This is a genomic window from Vibrio sp. SCP2, from assembly GCF_059295395.1.
This window is the reverse complement of record NZ_JCAFVV010000002.1, coordinates 401,428-418,200: the sequence shown is the minus strand read 5'-3', so window position 1 is coordinate 418,200 and position 16,773 is coordinate 401,428. Positions and strand designations below refer to the sequence as shown.

Annotated in this window: 17 protein-coding genes; 7 read left to right on the top strand and 10 right to left on the bottom strand. The window is 44.6% G+C overall.

Annotated features, from left to right (window positions below; translation table 11 throughout):
• Nucleotides 1-10 precede the first annotated feature (10 nt).
• The 3 genes from AC5O63_RS09815 to AC5O63_RS09805 all read left to right on the top strand — a co-directional run bounded on the left by AC5O63_RS09815 (nt 11) and on the right by AC5O63_RS09805 (nt 1,449).
• Nucleotides 11-310: a DUF2834 domain-containing protein gene (locus AC5O63_RS09815; protein ID WP_494504820.1), complete on the top strand. Its 300-nt coding sequence runs from the start codon at nt 11-13 to the stop codon at nt 308-310.
• 78 nt (nt 311-388) lie between these two features.
• A complete protein-coding gene (locus AC5O63_RS09810; RefSeq protein ID WP_494504819.1) occupies nt 389-760 on the top strand; it encodes a hypothetical protein in 372 nt (123 codons plus the stop codon).
• 89 nt (nt 761-849) lie between these two features.
• Nucleotides 850-1,449, top strand: a complete 600-nt coding sequence (locus AC5O63_RS09805; protein WP_494504818.1) for a thiol:disulfide interchange protein DsbA/DsbL — start codon at nt 850-852, stop codon at nt 1,447-1,449.
• Between the two features lie 68 nt (nt 1,450-1,517).
• On the opposite strand, the gene AC5O63_RS09800 is transcribed toward AC5O63_RS09805, so the two are convergent.
• From AC5O63_RS09800 to AC5O63_RS09790, 3 genes are all read right to left on the bottom strand, one after another.
• The gene (locus tag AC5O63_RS09800; protein ID WP_494505006.1) at nt 1,518-2,138 is read right to left on the bottom strand and encodes a substrate-binding periplasmic protein; all 621 of its coding nucleotides are present in this window, start codon (nt 2,136-2,138) and stop codon (nt 1,518-1,520) included.
• A 282-nt stretch (nt 2,139-2,420) separates the two neighbouring features.
• Nucleotides 2,421-3,401 (bottom strand): Gfo/Idh/MocA family protein, encoded by a 981-nt coding sequence (locus tag AC5O63_RS09795; RefSeq protein ID WP_494504817.1) that lies wholly within the window; start codon nt 3,399-3,401, stop codon nt 2,421-2,423.
• Entirely contained in the window at nt 3,401-3,697 is a 297-nt protein-coding gene (locus AC5O63_RS09790; protein WP_494504816.1) for a putative quinol monooxygenase, read from the bottom strand. The genes AC5O63_RS09795 and AC5O63_RS09790 overlap by 1 nt, the downstream gene beginning before the upstream one ends.
• Before the next feature lie 105 nt (nt 3,698-3,802).
• On the opposite strand from AC5O63_RS09790, the gene AC5O63_RS09785 reads away from it, so the two are divergent.
• Together AC5O63_RS09785 and AC5O63_RS09780 are read left to right on the top strand one after the other, a co-directional pair.
• On the top strand, nt 3,803-4,669 hold the full coding sequence (locus AC5O63_RS09785; RefSeq protein WP_494504815.1) for a LysR family transcriptional regulator: 867 nt from the start codon (nt 3,803-3,805) through the stop codon (nt 4,667-4,669).
• Between the two features lie 97 nt (nt 4,670-4,766).
• A complete protein-coding gene (locus AC5O63_RS09780; protein ID WP_494505005.1) occupies nt 4,767-5,453 on the top strand; it encodes a DNA-3-methyladenine glycosylase I in 687 nt (228 codons plus the stop codon).
• A gap of 11 nt (nt 5,454-5,464) precedes the next feature.
• Here AC5O63_RS09780 and AC5O63_RS09775 read toward each other — a convergent pair whose 3' ends face one another.
• Together AC5O63_RS09775 and ohrR are read right to left on the bottom strand one after the other, a co-directional pair.
• Entirely contained in the window at nt 5,465-6,016 is a 552-nt protein-coding gene (locus tag AC5O63_RS09775) for a GNAT family N-acetyltransferase (protein ID WP_494504814.1), read from the bottom strand.
• A gap of 41 nt (nt 6,017-6,057) precedes the next feature.
• Nucleotides 6,058-6,519: a transcriptional regulator OhrR gene (ohrR, locus tag AC5O63_RS09770; RefSeq protein ID WP_494504813.1), complete on the bottom strand. Its 462-nt coding sequence runs from the start codon at nt 6,517-6,519 to the stop codon at nt 6,058-6,060.
• A gap of 111 nt (nt 6,520-6,630) precedes the next feature.
• Here ohrR and ohr point away from each other — a divergent pair, with 111 nt between their 5' ends.
• A complete protein-coding gene (ohr, locus tag AC5O63_RS09765) occupies nt 6,631-7,053 on the top strand; it encodes an organic hydroperoxide reductase Ohr (RefSeq protein ID WP_054962603.1) in 423 nt (140 codons plus the stop codon).
• A 70-nt stretch (nt 7,054-7,123) separates the two neighbouring features.
• Here ohr and metE read toward each other — a convergent pair whose 3' ends face one another.
• Nucleotides 7,124-9,409 carry a 5-methyltetrahydropteroyltriglutamate--homocysteine S-methyltransferase gene (metE, locus tag AC5O63_RS09760; RefSeq protein WP_494504812.1) on the bottom strand — a complete coding sequence of 762 codons (2,286 nt, stop codon included), beginning with the start codon at nt 9,407-9,409 and terminating at the stop codon, nt 7,124-7,126.
• A gap of 279 nt (nt 9,410-9,688) precedes the next feature.
• On the opposite strand from metE, the gene metR reads away from it, so the two are divergent.
• Nucleotides 9,689-10,600, top strand: a complete 912-nt coding sequence (gene metR / locus AC5O63_RS09755; RefSeq protein WP_171321253.1) for an HTH-type transcriptional regulator MetR — start codon at nt 9,689-9,691, stop codon at nt 10,598-10,600.
• 37 nt (nt 10,601-10,637) lie between these two features.
• On the opposite strand, the gene AC5O63_RS09750 is transcribed toward metR, so the two are convergent.
• From AC5O63_RS09750 to AC5O63_RS09735, 4 genes are all read right to left on the bottom strand, one after another.
• Nucleotides 10,638-10,838, bottom strand: a complete 201-nt coding sequence (locus AC5O63_RS09750; RefSeq protein ID WP_069666650.1) for a DUF4250 domain-containing protein — start codon at nt 10,836-10,838, stop codon at nt 10,638-10,640.
• An 86-nt stretch (nt 10,839-10,924) separates the two neighbouring features.
• Nucleotides 10,925-11,605 (bottom strand): HI_1241 family integral membrane domain, encoded by a 681-nt coding sequence (locus tag AC5O63_RS09745; protein ID WP_494504811.1) that lies wholly within the window; start codon nt 11,603-11,605, stop codon nt 10,925-10,927.
• Between the two features lie 55 nt (nt 11,606-11,660).
• Nucleotides 11,661-14,135, bottom strand: coding sequence for an EAL domain-containing protein (locus tag AC5O63_RS09740; protein ID WP_494504810.1), 2,475 nt, complete (start codon nt 14,133-14,135; stop codon nt 11,661-11,663).
• A 53-nt stretch (nt 14,136-14,188) separates the two neighbouring features.
• On the bottom strand, nt 14,189-16,654 hold the full coding sequence (locus tag AC5O63_RS09735) for a sensor domain-containing phosphodiesterase (RefSeq protein WP_494504809.1): 2,466 nt from the start codon (nt 16,652-16,654) through the stop codon (nt 14,189-14,191).
• Nucleotides 16,655-16,773 lie beyond the last annotated feature (119 nt).

Sequence of the window (16,773 nt, the reverse complement as noted above, 5' to 3'; positions counted from 1 at the left end):
AAGGTTCACAATGTCTCGATTTTATCTTGTACTCACTGTATTGGGGATTGCCGCTCCATACGCGGCTTTTCTGCCTTGGCTTTTCACTAATGGCTTAAACCTGCCACTTTTGTTTGAGCAGGCCTTAGCTAATCCAATTAGCATCATGGCATGGCTTGACGTGGTTGTTGCTGCGGCGGCCTTGATCGGCTTTATTCTTGTCGATGGAAAACAAAACCAAGTGAAAGGACGCTTTGTCGCGATTATCGGGACCTTGACTGCCGGTGTTTCGTTTGGCTTACCGCTCTATCTCTATTTAAAGCACAGATAAAGGTTAGCCATAAGAATCTCGCAGTGATAACAAAACATTTATCTCAATGATAAATTCCGTTAAGCTGTTGTTACTTCAATGCCATGGATTGCTCAGTTGTTATTTAGTCGTTCGATACTCTCTGTTTTTGCCGTAACCTGCCTGCTGCTGATCAGTAGTGCAGCGTTGAGCGTGCAAGCCAGTGAGCAAATTTTCGAGCCGATCTCACCGCAACGACTAAGTAGCGAGAATCAGTACCAACTAAGCCCAATTGAATGCCCGAAGTTACAAGACTACAGTGAAGCATCTGCCCATCACTGCTGTGGCTCAAGTTGTCTACTGAAACTGACCAACAGCCAATCCATATCTACTGAACAAATCTCCCTACCTATCCTCGCGCCATTAGGTTTAGAAGCGATTGGTAAAGCCATCACCCGCTCTCGTACTCTGTTTCGTCCTCCTATTGCTTAACTCCTAACTTTAAGTACACCTCTCATTGTGTTGCTCACATTGGGAGTATTAACGCTATTTGATAATCGGAATTTATATAGGAATAAGCGATGAAAAAGCTATTTACTCTTTTCTCTTCTTTGATTTTTGCCTTGTCGGTACAGGCTGCGCAGTTTGAAGAAGGAACACACTACAAGGTATTAGATACAAATAAATCGGCAACACCGAAGGTGACTGAGTTTTTCTCATTTTACTGCCCTCACTGCTACAAGTTTGAACCTGTGGTTGAGAACCTAAAAGCCTCATTGCCTGACAATGCCAAGCTGGAAAAAGTTCACGTTGCCTTTATGGGCGCAAACATGGCAGTGCCGATGGCGAAGTCTTACGCCACCATGGTTGCTTTAGATGCAGAAGAAACTATGGTCCCGGCTATGTTCAAGCAGATCCACGAACTACGAAATGCACCTAAAGATGAGCAAGCATTACGCCAAATCTTTATTGATAACGGCATTGATGCAGAGAAGTTTGATGCGACTTACAACAGCTTTGTGGTCAACTCTATGCAACGCGGATTCGACAAGCAATTCGCAAACAGCACACTTACTGGTGTTCCGGGGGTTGTCGTGAACAACAAGTACATCGTCAAAGCGGATCAGATTCGTTCTTATGAAGAGTACAATCAGTTGGTGAACTACCTTCTGACTCTTTAAGCGTTATCTCTAGATAAACCAAAGCCAGAGCACCTTGCTCTGGCTTTTGGTTTTCTCTCAACAACTTATCACCGCTTAGTTTGACTAGCTTGTATGGCTTTATTGAGCTTTTCCATGAACTGGGGATGACGGTTAAGAAATGACTTGGAGATGTAAACACCAAACTCTTTCTCTTCCTGTAAGATAACTTTGTATCTGGGGTTGTTTTTGAACCTGTGATTGTAGACTTCTTCCGCCACCAATACAGCGTTCACTTCTTGCTTATCTAACATACTAATTAACGATGTAATGCTCTCGGCCGGATGTGCTAAGTTGAAACCCGTTTTCGCTAGCCAACGATTGGTATTGGTGTTTAGTAAGCTCGCGACTGTATACCCTGACTTGGGGTGAGAGGAAAACTCTTCTTGATGATTGGCCAATACAATCCAGACCCAACGATTGGTCATCACTGACTCAGAGAAAACCGCATATTTGTCGCGCTCATCGTTCTGAGATGCCATAAAGAAACCATCTGAGCGCCCAGTTTTTAGCTCAGCCAATGCACGCCCGTGATTAGAGTTAATTTCAATGGTGTAGTCTACGCCGACTGAGTCCAATATCGACTTCATTTTATTAAGCCCAATCCCAGTATGACTGCCTGAGCTATCAACCGTGGTATAGGGTGGAAAATCTGGACAGAAGAAGTGCATTTTATACTGTGCGTGTACGTAGCTACTGCCAAAACACAGCCAAGCGCATATCCAAGCGTATAAAGTCCTACTAATCATCAAACTAAGTTATTAAGAATTCATATCTTTAATATAGGCTCATCCTAAAGTGTTCACCAATCTAGCAATATGACCTCACTAGCAACTTTTGCTATTGCGGTTGCTCGCGACCAATGAGTAGGCACCTTGACCCAAATCGTGATATAGAGACACAAAAGCCACAGCAAGTTGCTCTGGCTTTCGTGGTTAGCGCACAGGCGCCACTCATTGCTCAGACGCTGCTCGCTCCCAATCGGTCAGCAGTTTCATTATCTGCGTCGAGTCATCTGGCGTAGCACTCGGTCTATCGAGTGACTTGCGGCCCAATTCCACTGCCTGTCTAATGTTTCTTACCTGATAATAGAACCCATCCCCTTTAGCCGGTACAGTAACTGTTTGCTGCGAGGTTTCATAAACTTCGACACAGTATTGGTTTTCTTCAGTAGGTAGCCAAGGGTTGGTTGTAATATTGATAGCGCCTTTTGAACCAAGAATGGTGAAACCATGCTTTAAGCCGTGATCTTCTGCTGTGTGCATTTGAGCTGTCACACCTTGCCCAAACTTGAAAATGGCACTTGATTCGCAGATGTTGCCATCTTGCCCTTTGCGTCCAACGGCTTGAATCTCTGTATTTTTAAAGATACTGTCGCCAAATTGATTTTGCAGGACAAGATGCATCAATGACACAGGATAACAGCCTAAGTTATACAGTGCCCCCTTACTCTCCGGGTTAACAAATTGACTAATCGCAGCAATATACGAGCCTTGGATGCTACGTACTTCCCCAATTGTGCCCTGCTTTAGCGTCTCTAAAATGGATTCAATCAACGGGTGATTCAGATACATTAACCCTTCGGCAAAAAACACATCGTGCTCACGAACCGCATCTAATGCGGCATGAGTTTTTTCCATATCGATAGATAGGGATTTCTCGCACAGAATCGCTTTGCCTTTCTGCGCTGCTTTGATGACATAGTCATGGTGAAGATGGTTGGGTAATGCAATGTAAACCACCTCAACGTTACTATCTTCTATCAACTCGTCCATTGAAAGGTACGTCTTGGCAACAGAATGCTTGCTGGCAAACTCTTCAAGCGTCTGTGGGTTTCGGCCTGCAACCGCATAAAGCTCGCTTTCACTGTCTCCTGCAATCGCTGCTGCCATCACATCAGAGATAAAGCTCGTTCCTAGAATGCCCCACTTCATTATGCTTCTCCCGCTTTATGGCTGTTAGTTGCACTGACCAATTCTGTCATACCTAGCGCGATAAACGCTTGTGTATGAGGCATCGAAAAATGCGCCTCAATCGCTGACTGGTCGTCGTATCGCTCCCACAAGATGACACGTCTAGGGTCATTGGCATCATACGTTGCTGTCGCCTGTTGACAGCCTGACTCCGACTCCATATCAGAGCAAAACTGTTCAATTGCTTTCCTTGCCACGGTTAGGTCAACATCAGAGTTTACTCTTAGCTCCGCAGTGACAAAAATTGTTGAATCCATTATTCAGTAAACCTTGTTTTCTTCACGTTAAGCTAACCATGTTATTACAGCGCTCAGATTGTTAAACTAGGTCAAAGTTTTTTATTTAACAACTCAGAGTGTTTAATGGACAAACTCACCAGTATGAAGGTTTTTTGTCATGTCGCCGAACAAGGTAATTTTCGCCTTACCGCAGACTATTTTTCTATGTCAGCAACTATGGTTGGCAGACACATAAAACATCTTGAAGGTTTACTTAACACACCGCTGATTCATCGCACGACAAGAAAGCAAACCTTAACCGACTCTGGAAGAATTTACCTTAAAGAGTGCCAGAGAATACTGGAAGATATCAGCAATACTGAAAGCCTAATCTACGATTTGCAAAACAAACCTAAAGGCACGGTAAAGATCAACGCACCTGTCACCTTTGGTACTCAAGCGCTCGCTCCGATCTTGTCTGACTTTATCATTCAATACCCGGATATCAGTGTTGATTTGGAGCTAGACAACAGTGTTATCGACCCATACAAAAGCGAAGCTGACTTTATTATTAGAATTGGTCAGCTAAAAGACTCCAGTTTGGTGGCAAGATACCTAGGAGAGTATGAGCTTATCTATTGCGCTTCACCCAGTTACCTCGCTAGGCATACCAAGATTATTCAACCTGACGACCTGACTCAGCACTCTTGCCTTGGTTTCCGCTATCACGATATTTCAGAGACTCCGAGTACCAAATCGGATTCACGCCAACATATCAAGTTGATGGCGAACAACGGAGAGGTACTTCGCCAAGCCGCTTTAAAAGGCGTTGGGGTTGTTATGCAGCCTCGAATTTTACTTGAGCAAGATCTTAAGTCAGGCGCACTTGAGCAAGTGCTAGAGAGCTTTCCTCTGCCAACAAAACCGATTCATCTTGTCTATAAAGACAAACAGTTATCGTTAAAAGACCGGACCTTTGCCGACTATCTGCTAAACGCTTTAAGGCCTTGAAAATACGCTCTCCAATCTGCTTTTACTACAGACAAACAATAGCTAGAAAGTTAGTATGTTCGCTAAAGTGGATAAAGATATTATGGAGAGCCTCACTGTGGCACTAGAAAAGTTCGACGATATTTACCAACGCGCAGCAGAGCGTAAAGGTGGGGAAGCAAACCTAGAGTCATTACTATCTAAGCCATTGCCATTGGATCAGCTGAGGCAGATTTCCAACGATCGCTGGCTATCCGCATTCAGTATGAAGGTGTTTCAAAGTGGCATTTCTTGGAAGGTAGTGAGGAACAAATGGCCTAACTTTGAAGAGGTGTTCTTTGCTTTTAAGATTGAACCACTCTTGATGCTTTCTGACGAACAATGGGACAACAAAGCGTCAGATACTCGAATTATTCGCCATCACGCCAAAGTGAAATCTATTCAATCGAATGCTCAAATGCTGCACGAAGCTTCTCTACAACATGGTTCATTTTCCAACATGGTCGCCAATTGGCCAAGTGAAGACATTACAGGGCTTTGGAGTTATCTCAAGAAGCATGGTAACCGTCTTGGTGGCAATACAGGCCCGTACAGTTTGCGCCAGATGGGTGTCGATACCTTTATCCTTTCAGGCGATGTCGAAAGCTATCTACGTAACTACAAAATCATTGAAGGGGGCAAAGACACCAAACGCTCCCTTGCAGCAGCCAGCAGCGCTTTTGCTCACTGGCAACAAGAAAGCGGGCGTTCACTGACAGAAATCAGCCAAACTATCGCTTTTAGCACGGGTGATAACCGCGTATAGGCACTTAACAGTTATTGAACTGATTGCCACTGCTCGCGAGTGATTTTAAATAAGCAGTGGCGCTCTAACTCGTGACCTTTCGCTAACTTGGGATGGTCAAAGTCTTGCCCTGTGTTGCTCATACCAATTTTTTCCATCACCCTTTGTGAAGGTAAGTTTGGCAAAGCAGTAAAGGAGTAGACCTGCTCTAGATTCAATTCCTTGAAAGCAAACTCCAAAGCAGCTTGAGCCGCTTCTGGCGCGTAGCCCTTGCCCCAATGTTTAGAATCTAATCGCCAACCAATTTCTACAAATGGCGCATTGGGTAAACCACTTTCTTCACTTTGCGCCAGCAGACCAACAAAGCCAATAAACTCTTGGGTACTTTTTAACTCAACTGCCCAAAAGCCATAACCATTTTTGTCAATGTAGCTGCGTGCACGGCCTACTTGAGCCGTGGTCTCTTCTTTGGTCATAACTGACGGGAAATAGCGCATCACCTGCTCACTAGCATTTATCTGGCAATAAGGTTCAATATCTGAATCTTTCCATTGTCTTAGCTGAAGTCTTTTAGTTTCTAGCATTGATGTTCCTTCGTCTGTTGGTAAACCCATTAAAATTGCCGTTACTGCTCAAGCTTAACCATTACTTTTTCGCACAATGTTTTCAATAGGATTAGCTCATCTAGGTCGAGCTGAATCTTACATTTCATCTCAGTAGGGATAGAAAGGGCTTTAGCTTTAAGCTCTCTGCCCTCTTCGCTGAGTTTTAGCACCCTCACCCTTTCATCCAGTTCGCTTCTTCCTCTCACTACAAAGCCTTTCGCTTCAAGCCGCTTCAATAAAGGGGTTAAAGTGCCAGAATCGAGGTGTAATCGTGCACCTATGTCCTTAACGCTAATCCCATCACTTTCCCACAGCACCATCATGACAAGATACTGAGAATAAGTGAGGTCTAGGGCATCTAATAACGGGCGATAGGTTCGAATCACGGCATTGGAAGCGCTGTAGAGGGGAAAACAAACCTGATTCTCTAACAATATACTCTCTTCTTCAGTTAGCCGTTTGTCGCTATCGCAGAAACTCATTTCACCACCCTTTCAAATTAAATTGCGCACAATATACTTGCATTCAAACTTTGTTTCGATCTAATATTGCAAACAATTAGATTGCGCACAACTTAAAATAAGGATGCAAACATGACAACCCTATACAAAACTAAAGCAACAGCACTAGCAGGCAGAAATGGTTTGGTTAAAACAGACGATGGCTTACTTGAACTTGAGCTCGCTTATCCGAAAGAAATGGGCGGTACAGGCGCTGCTACCAACCCAGAACAACTGTTTGCCGCAGGTTACTCAGCCTGTTTTTCAAATGCTATTTTGCATGTGGCCCGCGAAGGTAAAGTAGCTTTAAAAGAAGCACCAGTGACAGCAGAGGTTGGGATTGGTCCGAACGAACAAGGCGGTTTTGCGCTAACGGTAAGCCTTGCTGCATCAATCGATTTACCTCAAGAACAAGCGCTTGAGCTCGTTCGCGTTGCGCACCAAGTGTGCCCTTACTCAAACGCTGTGCGCGGTAACATCGACGTAGAAGTCACGGTAAATGGCCAAGCAATCTAATTAATGTTGAGTGGAATAGACGAAAATGCCGACCCAAAAGGGTCGGTATTTATTGTTTTACAACTCAAGGTTACGCTTGGTAGCTTTTACGCAGTTCTTTAGCAGCTAACACCATATTGGATAATGATGCTTCCGTTTCTGCCCAGTTACGTGTTTTCAGTCCACAATCTGGGTTCACCCATAAGCGCTGCGCAGGAATCTTTTCTGCCGCTTTGTTGAGTAGGCCTTCAATCCATTCTTTAGTTGGAATGTTTGGCGAGTGAATGTCATAGACACCTGGGCCAATCTCATTTGGATAGTTGAAGTCTTCAAATGCTTTAAGCAGTTCCATGTTTGAACGCGATGTTTCGATGGTAATCACGTCAGCATCTAGCGCGGCGACAGATTCAATGATCTCATTGAATTCTGAGTAACACATGTGAGTGTGGATTTGAGTTTCTGGCTTGGCGCTTGCCGCTGAAATCTTAAACGCATCCACTGCCCATTCTAAGTACTCTTTATGATCGCGTTTCTTAAGTGGCAAGCCTTCACGAATCGCTGGCTCATCAATTTGGATAATGTTAATGCCCGCATCTTGTAAGTCTGACACTTCATCACGCAGTGCGAGTGCAAGTTGATCCGCGATTTGCTTGCGAGTGATGTCCTCACGTGGGAATGTCCAACAAAGAATCGTCACTGGCCCCGTTAGCATGCCCTTCATCTGTTTCGATGTTAAAGACTGCGCATAGGTAGACCATTCCACCGTCATCGGTTTTTCGCGTTCAATGTCAGCAACGACAATGGCAGGCTTAACGCAGCGAGATCCGTAGCTCTGCACCCAACCAAATTTTGTGGTTTGGAAACCCGCTAAGTTTTCTGCAAAGTATTCCACCATATCGTTACGTTCAGCTTCGCCGTGAACCAAGACATCCAGATCCAACGCTTCTTGGCGTTTAACCGCATCTGCAATATGGCCTTTTAGGGCTTGATCGTATTCCGTTTGTGACAACTTACCTGTGCGATAAGCGCTGCGTTGAACTCGAATCTCGCTCGTTTGCGGGAAAGAGCCAATGGTCGTGGTTGGAAACAGCGGCAGCCCCAATACTTCACTTTGGTGCGCGGCTCGCTCAGCATAGGGAGCACTACGCTCTGCCAAAGACTTAGTAATACTATTTAAACGCGCTTGAACTTGCGGCTTATTGACATGAGTTGCGGTTTTACGTGCTTGGATCGGCGCACTATAGGTGTCACAAGCAAGAATGGCTTCTTGGTTACCATCTAGCGCCTTACCCAGTAGCGCCACTTCCGTTACTTTCTGCTTAGCAAAAGCAAACCAGCTGCGCACTTCTTCCGTCAATACAGGTTCTAACTCTAGATCCACCGGACTGTGCAGTAGTGAACACGAGCTCGCCACCCATAACTTGTCACCGAGCTTATCTTTAAGCGGTTGCAGTAACGCTAGTTGAGCGCTCAAATCTGCACGCCACACGTTACGCCCATTCACTACACCAGCAGACAGCACCCAATGTTCAGGCAGTTTTTCGACAACAGCGTCTAGTTGTTCAGGCGCTGCCGACAAATCAATGTGTAAGCCATCTACAGCTAGCTCGACAACTTTATCAAGCGTGTCGCTAACTGAATCAAAATACGTGGTAAGCAGAACCTTCACATCACTGCGAATGACTTGATACGCCAATTTAAACGCGTCTTGCCAAGGCTTGTTCAGCTCAAGAGAGAGAATCGGTTCATCAATCTGTACCCACTCAACACCTTGTTTCGCTAGCTTCGCTAAGATTGCCTGATAAGCGGTTAATAGACGAGGTAGCAAAGACAGGCGATCAAACCCCTCATCTACTTCCTTACCTAGGTACAGATAAGTCAGAGGGCCAAGTAATACAGGTTTGACTTTATGACCAGCTTTAACCGCCTCGTTCACTTCTTCAAACAGTTGAGGCCAGCTCACTTCAAACGTATCGTCCTGACTGAACTCCGGCACAATATAATGGTAGTTAGTGTTAAACCACTTCGTCATGTCTGAAGCCGCGTGACCGCTACAACCACATCCTGCCTGAGATTGACCACGACCCACTTTGAATAAGGTATCAAGGTCAGGGAAACCTTCGCGATGTCGTTTTGGAACGTGCCCTAGCAGTAAGGTAGTGGTAAGCACATGATCATACCAAGCAAAATCACCTGCGGTCACAAACTCTAACCCAGCTTCAGATTGCGTATTCCAGTTTTTGTTACGTAGCCCAGCGCCTACTGCTTTCAGCTCAGCTTGGTCAATTTCTCCACGCCAGTATTTCTCTAGTGCAAATTTGAGTTCACGTTTTTCACCAATGCGAGGGTAACCTAGTATATGCGTTGTCGTTGTCATCTTGCCGCTCCTTGTCATTCTTAATTTTGTCATTTAATCATTCTGTGCAGAACACCTTTAAGATGTCTGGATGGCTAAACTATCTCGTCAAACACCGATTCGAACAACCTCCAAATATTCAACTTGTTTATTAGAAAATTTCATAATCCAATTTTCCAGTCTCAACAATTTAATCAACACAATTAGTTAACATTACAGACGTCTAGATGTTTACACTCCTACAAAAACAGGGTAGGTTATAAATATTCATGCTGTTCACACATCATCTGAGGGAAATTCATGATTGAGCTCAAGCATCTGAAAACATTGACTACTTTACGTGATACTGGATCGCTAACCGCAACCGCAACCACGCTACATTTAACCCAGTCGGCCTTGTCACATCAGCTCAAAGATCTGGAAGCGAGAATTGGTGGGCAGCTATTTTTGCGTAAAACTCGTCCGGTAAAATTCACTTCTGAAGGTGAGATCTTTCTAAAACTGGCTGATGATGTGTTGCCTAAAATTGCCAAAGCAGAAAATGAAATTGCGAGCTTGAAAGAGGATGTCAACGGTCGACTGCACATGGCGATTGAATGCCATTCGTGTTTCCAGTGGCTGATGCCTGCACTTAAGGAGTATCAGGTGGCTTGGCCTAGCGTCACACTCGATTTCTCATCCGGTTTTGGGTTTGAACCGTTGCCAGCGCTAATGGCGGGAGAACTTGATTTGGTTATCACTTCAGATATTCAACCTCGTTCCGAAGTGCACTATGAACCCCTGTTTGATTTTGAAATGCGCTTGGTTACGTCAACCTCTCACCCTTTAGCAGACAAAGAGTGTATTGAGCCAGAAGATCTCGCAGAGCAAACCATGCTGTCGTACCCAGTACAAAAGTCGCGACTCGATGTTGTCAAACACTTCCTACAACCTGCGGGCATTGAGCCGGCAAAATGGAAACAAGCAGACAATACCTTAATGCTGATTCAGATGGTGTCTGCCGGACTTGGCGTGGCTGCGTTACCCAACTGGGCAATCAGTGAGTTTTCAAGGCAAGGCTTGATTACCAGTATTCCTCTCGGCAACGGATTATGGCGACGCTTGTTTGCTGCAACACGCAACACAGATAAAAGTAAACGCTACTTGCAGGCATTTTTTAACACCGCGAGAATTCAGTCTCAAAGCCACTTAGATGGAATAAAAACGGTATAGAGGATCAAAAAAAGAGGCTTAGCGCCTCTTTTTTGTTTTATCTGTCATAAGATTTGAACTGATTAGTTAAAGGGTCGTATTGATAACCGAGCACATCAAGCTTACCAATCACCGCTTCAACATCCATCTCGTACATAGAGACTAACTCTTCAAAAGAATCACACTCTAAGCGCAGCTTTTCATTCACGATTCCCAATAAAATTGCGCTGTCTAAGCGTCCTACATTGCTGAGATCCATCACCGCCTCCTTTAACGCCGTTGCTCTTACAAGCGTAGACGCAAATGTGCGCTTTTGAAGTGAGCTAGCTCTAAACTTTATCCGATTTACAGAGCAAAAATAGCCTGATTAGATGTCGCCGCAATCAGCATAAACGCTAGCGCAATGCCAAGCTGCATCTTGTTGATTTCTTTGGCCGTCAGCATATGCCAACACCAGACAAAGACTGAACTGATCATCAGGGCAAAACCAACTAGCAAAGGCTGAATAACTACGGTTAAAATTTCATTATCTAGACCATTAGCTTTGAGTAATATCGCAAGGCTCATCAGCATCGCCGAAACAACGCCAGAAACAGGGAGAATACGGTGAAAAGCCTGCAAGCGCGTGCGTGCGATAGTCAGTAACAAATGAGCAAGCAAAGCCCCTAAAAGACTGATCTGCACAAACACACTTAACCCACCAGCCAAAGATGCCTGCGAGCCAACCTCAATACCGACATAAGCTAGCGCCAAACCATTTGCTAAATACATCACCCAGATCGGCCCTTGATCTCGTGTTTTTTTGGTTTGAACTTGGGAATAGAAATAGGCGATAGCAAAGACAATCATCATGGCTTCAATGCGTAGTGACGCGACAGCAAGCCACATAATCGCTAAAGGCGGAAGAACTTTGTGAATGCGACCTCTTTGCCCAGGGCAGATGTCACCTTTGACGAGAATTAAAGTAAGAATGAGCTGTGCACCCAGTAACATAGGTGCGAACACCGTAAGTAATTGCTGAACCATAGTGTCATTGATTTGAATGAATTATAGGGTGCGGATAATAGCAGATTGAGCAATTTTAGCCATTGGCGAAGTGTTCCAAAATATCTTGATTGGTGACAATACCGAGATACTCTCCGGAATCATTCACAACTAGCCAAGGAGGCTTAATACCTGACTTAATGATTTCACTCACTTTGGACACCTTAGAGTGGTGTGAAACGCTGAATACGTTGGTCCGCATGACTTGATTGAGTCGTTTACGACTGATCGATTGATCTTTGCTCGTTTCCAATTTAGTGCCTAATGTGGGTGACAAATGGTAGTTCAGCTCCTCTCTACCAACAATGCCAACACATACTTTTCGGTCGACGATCGGAATCACCTCAAGTCGGTATTGCTCAGAGTCGAGTAAGGCTCTCGCTTTATCAAGTGTGTCATCCGGTGTAAGGGTCGGGATATGGACTTGAGTAATGCTTAATATCCCAACTTGTCTCGCATGCCCTGCGCTAGACAAAAAGCCTTCCAGTTTTTCATAGTATCCCCATGCACTCTCTAACTCATCAAAAGGCAGTGGTTTAGAAAAATAATACCCTTGGATATAGTCAACACCTAAACCACAAACTACTTCTAACTCATTGCGAGTTTCCACCCCTTCTGCGACGACTTGAACGTTCAAGGTATGAGCGAGTTGAGTGATCATTTTGACAATATAATACTTGTGCGAGCCCTCTTTGAGATCCTTGACGAACTCGCGGTCAATTTTGAGGATGTCGAAGTTACAATCACTCAAGTAGGCAAACGAGCTATAGCCTGTGCCAAAATCATCAATGGCTACGCTAACCCCTCTGCGCCGAATATTTCGGATCAAACTTGATTGGCGTGATTCACTGTCAAAATACGCACTCTCGGTCAATTCGATGGTGACGGTCTCAGGGCTAGAAGCATATTGATGCACCAAAGAGTCGGCACTTTGCAGTACTTCATCGACTTCAAGCTTAGTGTTTAACGAGCGATTGATGGTCACCCCCAAGTTACCGCCAAAACGCTCTTGAATTTTCTTCAGGTCTTGCAACGCTTTTTTACCTACGCACCAGTCTAAATCAGACACCAAATCCAAATCCTCGGCAATCATCACCATCTCTTGGGTATTGAGAATTTTTCCATTCTGATCTTTAAAGCGACTTAGCGCTTCAAACTTCACGATGTCCCAGTTTTTTACATCAACAATGGGCTGATAATAGACTTCAACGGTTTGAGATTTAATTAGCTTTTCGGCCCACTCCTCTAGCTCTTTTCGGCGTAATACTTCCTTATGCAGTGCGCCATGATAAAAGGTAATTTGCCCACGTTGCGCGCTTGATTGCTCAAGCATCGCCTGCACTGAGTGGGAAACTAATTTCTTCGGGCTGTGAGTATCATGCCCCAATACTGAGACACCAACTCGGCCGTTTATGATCGCATTGTGGATGGTTTTGCCTGCATCGTGATTAAGCGTCGCGAAAAAACGTCGAATAGTTTGATGAATTAATCTGATTTGCGATGGCCCAATGACCTTGTCGCATTCCAAACACGCAACGAAATGGTTGCTACCAAGGTAACCAACAAACTTGGCGACTTTGTTCTTATTCAGGTGTTCAGAGAGCATAGATTTCAACTCAAAGTCATCTACCTGAGAGAAGTTAGGGTGAAACGCGACCACCATGCTGATATTAGGCTCCGCGGCATCCATCCACTGATTGGCTATAGTGCGGGTAAACTGCTTCTCGGTTGGCAATTGAGTGAGCAGCTCTACGCCACCGAGTTCCACATCCGCGATGCGGTAAAGATTGTTTGAGAGGTCAAGATAGACGCCAACATAGAATGTCCCTTCTACTAAATCTATCTTTTGTAGTGTTAAATCTTGAGGGTAGGTTTGACCTCGGGCACTTTGGATAAGCACGACGCCAGACCAACTGCCCTCTTGCTCTGTTTGCTGCCAAATTTTGTGATAAAACCCATCACTGTGTTTTTCGGAATTAAGTAGGTCCATCGGTTGATTGACCAACTGTTGATTGGAGTAATGGGTATGGGTAAGAAAGTAGTCGTTGCATGCGACGATCTTACGTGAACTATCAGCAAGCACTACCCCGTGATGAGGATTATTAAATAGCTGCTCAAACAAAGCACTCAGCGTAGAAGTTGTGGCATGAACAAACAGTAGCGGTGTGATGCTCCCTGTGACTGTGTAACGATCTTGTCCTTGGAAGATCAGCTCGACGTAGCAGCACTGGTCATCACTCAGTTGTAAACAGCAGCAAAAACGCTGTTTAGAACGGAGTCTCCCCGCCTCCGCTAGCAGAGCAAGCAGTTCGGTTTGATCGTGATAGCTCATGCAAGGCAGTAAAGCATTGCCCGTTAACGATGGAAGTTCCGAATTTAAAACCTGCCCGCATAGAGCTTCATCGATAGTGAGTTGGTGATGCTCTAAGTCCCATACCCAATCCAGTGTCTTAGCGACACCTGAATCGCCGTGGCTTGATGAAAGCTGGGCGGAACCTAACTCCCTATACATAGGATCATCCTTTAGTTTAGTAATCCCTAGTATTAAAGTTAGAACAAGATTCCTTAAGTGACAGAATTATTATTAGCCAAATACTCCATCACAGATTTTGAGCTCACAATGCCTTTGAACACCCCCTGCTCATCAACGAGTATCCAAGGGAATGGTGTTGCTTGTGCTACTAAGCGAGTGATCTCAGATTGCGCTGTATCCCAAGCCACCTTTGTTTTAACGGGCAACATCAGCCTATTTGCCGGTTTGTGCCAATAAGCATTCTCTTTATTCGATTCGAGATCGGTTCCCATATTCGGCGTTAAGTGAAGATTCATATTAGCTCTATCTATATAGCCAACACACACCTTGTCTTCTACCACGGGTAAGTAGTCGTTGAATCCATCTGCGAAGTACTGATAGACCAAAGATAAAGGGTCACCCGCGTCTACGTGATGGCTATGCTCGACTAGATGAACCATTGAATCGGCTTTCACTTGCGAAATAGTCGTTCGTAACTGGCAATAGTCAGTTACCTGTTTTAACTCTTTCAATGGCATGGGTTTAGAGAAGTAGTAACCTTGAATATAGTCCACTCCTAAGCTTGCCAAGATATGCAGCTCTTGCTCAGTTTCCACACCTTCGGCGATCACCTCTAAATCAAGGCGCTTGGCGAGTAGAATTAACGCCTGAACAATAAAGTACTGCCGTGACTCAAAAGTGATGTTCTGAATAAAAGCTCTGTCTATTTTGAGAATGTCGAAGTAACACTCTTTGAGATAACGAAAAGATGCGCTCCCTGTACCAAAGTCATCAACCGCTATCTTAACGCCTGCCTCTCTCAGTAAAGACAGCACTTGTTTGTTTTTCTTGTCACTCTCAAAATAAGCACTCTCGGTAAACTCCAATGTAATAGACTCTGGGCTTACCCCTTCCTTATCGAGCACCATTGCAGCTCTTTGTAGGGTTTGGTCGAGTTCAGTCGATGTTTTTAGTGAACGATTGACCGAAAGCTTAACGTGGTCACCAAACAGCCTTTGTAACTCTGCTAACTGCTCCAAAGCGCTAAGTAACACTAAATCATCAAGCTGGACAACTCTGTCTAACTCTTCGACCACACCGACTAACTCTTGGGTTGTCGCTTCAAGGCCTTCTTTTGCTGGAAATCGGCACAACGCCTCAAATTTGTCGATTCTATTTCTCTGTAGATCTACGATAGGTTGAAAATAGACATCAATTGCGCCACTTTCTAAGCTTTCAACAACGTACTCTTCTAATGCCTTTTTCCTTTCAATTTGATTGTGAATATGGCGGTCATAAAAATTGATGCGGCGCGACTGACCTGAATGCAGTTCGAGTAACGCTTGATAGGCATGAGAAACCAACTGATTGGGATTAGTAGCATCGACATCAAGTACAGACACGCCAGAAATCCCCTCTTTCAACGCAGTTGCGACAGGCGCTTGTGCGTGCTTGAAGCTATGGAACAACTTGGTGATAGAGCGACCTATATTTGTCACCACCTGCGTCGATTGCTGAAAACTGTAAGCTAGAGTGACAACAAAGCAATCGTGGCCAATGTATCCGCTACACAGTACTTTGGTATTGTCTTTTAAGTAACTCGCGAACTGACGCTTAACCTCCTGAATTGAACCTTTAGGGAAATTGGGTTGCATCGCTAGCACCACCACACCTTGCCCTATCTCGGTGTGTCGGCACACTTCTGCAAGGTGAGTTATAAACGTCTCTTTACTCGGCAGTTGCGTTAAAAGGTCAATGCCGCCAGATTCAATATCCTCAATTCGATCCAACGCTCCAGACAAATCCGACGAAAAACCCACGTAATAATTGCTGCCATTGCCAGGATTGACTTTATGTATTGTTAGGTCTTGTGGAAATACCGAGCCGTCTGAGCGACGAGAGAGAATGGTGCCATTCCAGTAGCCAAAGTTGCTGAGTCTCTGCCACAGTTGTTGATAGTAGGCTTGGCTGTGCTTATCTGCATTAAAGATTTGTGTTTTGAGACCGACCAACTCATTTCTTAAATAGCCTGTCAAAGATTCAAAATGATGGTTGCAAGCTAATATTCGCGTCTCCGAGTCCGTCACTATAATTCCGTGATGAGGGTTTTCAAACACTGAATAGAACACTTCTGCTGCTTCATGGCGAGAAGCGATGTTTAAGCAAGGAGAAAGCGTACCTTTAAGTTCATACGCGCTGACTCGCTCAATCACTATCTCGACATAGACAAATAAGCTGACTGAGTTAAGCAAACAACAATGAGTATAAGTGCGCTCTCCTGAGTCTAAAGCAGCTTGAAAGGCGTTTTTAACGACCTTTCGTTGGGATTTTGGCAACAAATCAAATAACGCTTTTGCTGTCAGGGAATTTGACGGGTCACCTACCAATAAGCTCTTGGCTTCATCGTCGCATTCCAGTACATGGGTTTTGAGGTTCAAATACCAATCGTAAACCGCGTATTTAGGCTTGCGCCCTTCGACTCGCTTCTCATCGAGCCTTTCTTCTAATACTGTTGTCATGATAACCAACCAACGCCATAACAATAATATGCATATTATAGGTCATTGAGCGGCATATGATCGTTACTCGTTTAACACTTTAGTACCACCTATCTTTCCTATCACTGGTTAAGGCAAAT

What these genes read in the sequence shown, in the direction of transcription:
- AC5O63_RS09815 (WP_494504820.1), top strand. Translation starts at nt 11, where the DNA reads ATGTCTCGATTTTATCTTGTACTCACTGTATTGGGGATTGCCGCTCCA.
- AC5O63_RS09810 (WP_494504819.1), top strand. Translation starts at nt 389, where the DNA reads ATGCCATGGATTGCTCAGTTGTTATTTAGTCGTTCGATACTCTCTGTT.
- AC5O63_RS09805 (WP_494504818.1), top strand. Translation starts at nt 850, where the DNA reads ATGAAAAAGCTATTTACTCTTTTCTCTTCTTTGATTTTTGCCTTGTCG.
- AC5O63_RS09800 (WP_494505006.1), bottom strand. Translation starts at nt 2,138, where the DNA reads ATGCACTTCTTCTGTCCAGATTTTCCACCCTATACCACGGTTGATAGC.
- AC5O63_RS09795 (WP_494504817.1), bottom strand. Translation starts at nt 3,401, where the DNA reads ATGAAGTGGGGCATTCTAGGAACGAGCTTTATCTCTGATGTGATGGCA.
- AC5O63_RS09790 (WP_494504816.1), bottom strand. Translation starts at nt 3,697, where the DNA reads ATGGATTCAACAATTTTTGTCACTGCGGAGCTAAGAGTAAACTCTGAT.
- AC5O63_RS09785 (WP_494504815.1), top strand. Translation starts at nt 3,803, where the DNA reads ATGGACAAACTCACCAGTATGAAGGTTTTTTGTCATGTCGCCGAACAA.
- AC5O63_RS09775 (WP_494504814.1), bottom strand. Translation starts at nt 6,016, where the DNA reads ATGCTAGAAACTAAAAGACTTCAGCTAAGACAATGGAAAGATTCAGAT.
- ohrR (WP_494504813.1), bottom strand. Translation starts at nt 6,519, where the DNA reads ATGAGTTTCTGCGATAGCGACAAACGGCTAACTGAAGAAGAGAGTATA.
- ohr (WP_054962603.1), top strand. Translation starts at nt 6,631, where the DNA reads ATGACAACCCTATACAAAACTAAAGCAACAGCACTAGCAGGCAGAAAT.
- metE (WP_494504812.1), bottom strand. Translation starts at nt 9,409, where the DNA reads ATGACAACGACAACGCATATACTAGGTTACCCTCGCATTGGTGAAAAA.
- metR (WP_171321253.1), top strand. Translation starts at nt 9,689, where the DNA reads ATGATTGAGCTCAAGCATCTGAAAACATTGACTACTTTACGTGATACT.
- AC5O63_RS09750 (WP_069666650.1), bottom strand. Translation starts at nt 10,838, where the DNA reads ATGGATCTCAGCAATGTAGGACGCTTAGACAGCGCAATTTTATTGGGA.
- AC5O63_RS09745 (WP_494504811.1), bottom strand. Translation starts at nt 11,605, where the DNA reads ATGGTTCAGCAATTACTTACGGTGTTCGCACCTATGTTACTGGGTGCA.
- AC5O63_RS09740 (WP_494504810.1), bottom strand. Translation starts at nt 14,135, where the DNA reads ATGTATAGGGAGTTAGGTTCCGCCCAGCTTTCATCAAGCCACGGCGAT.
- AC5O63_RS09735 (WP_494504809.1), bottom strand. Translation starts at nt 16,654, where the DNA reads ATGACAACAGTATTAGAAGAAAGGCTCGATGAGAAGCGAGTCGAAGGG.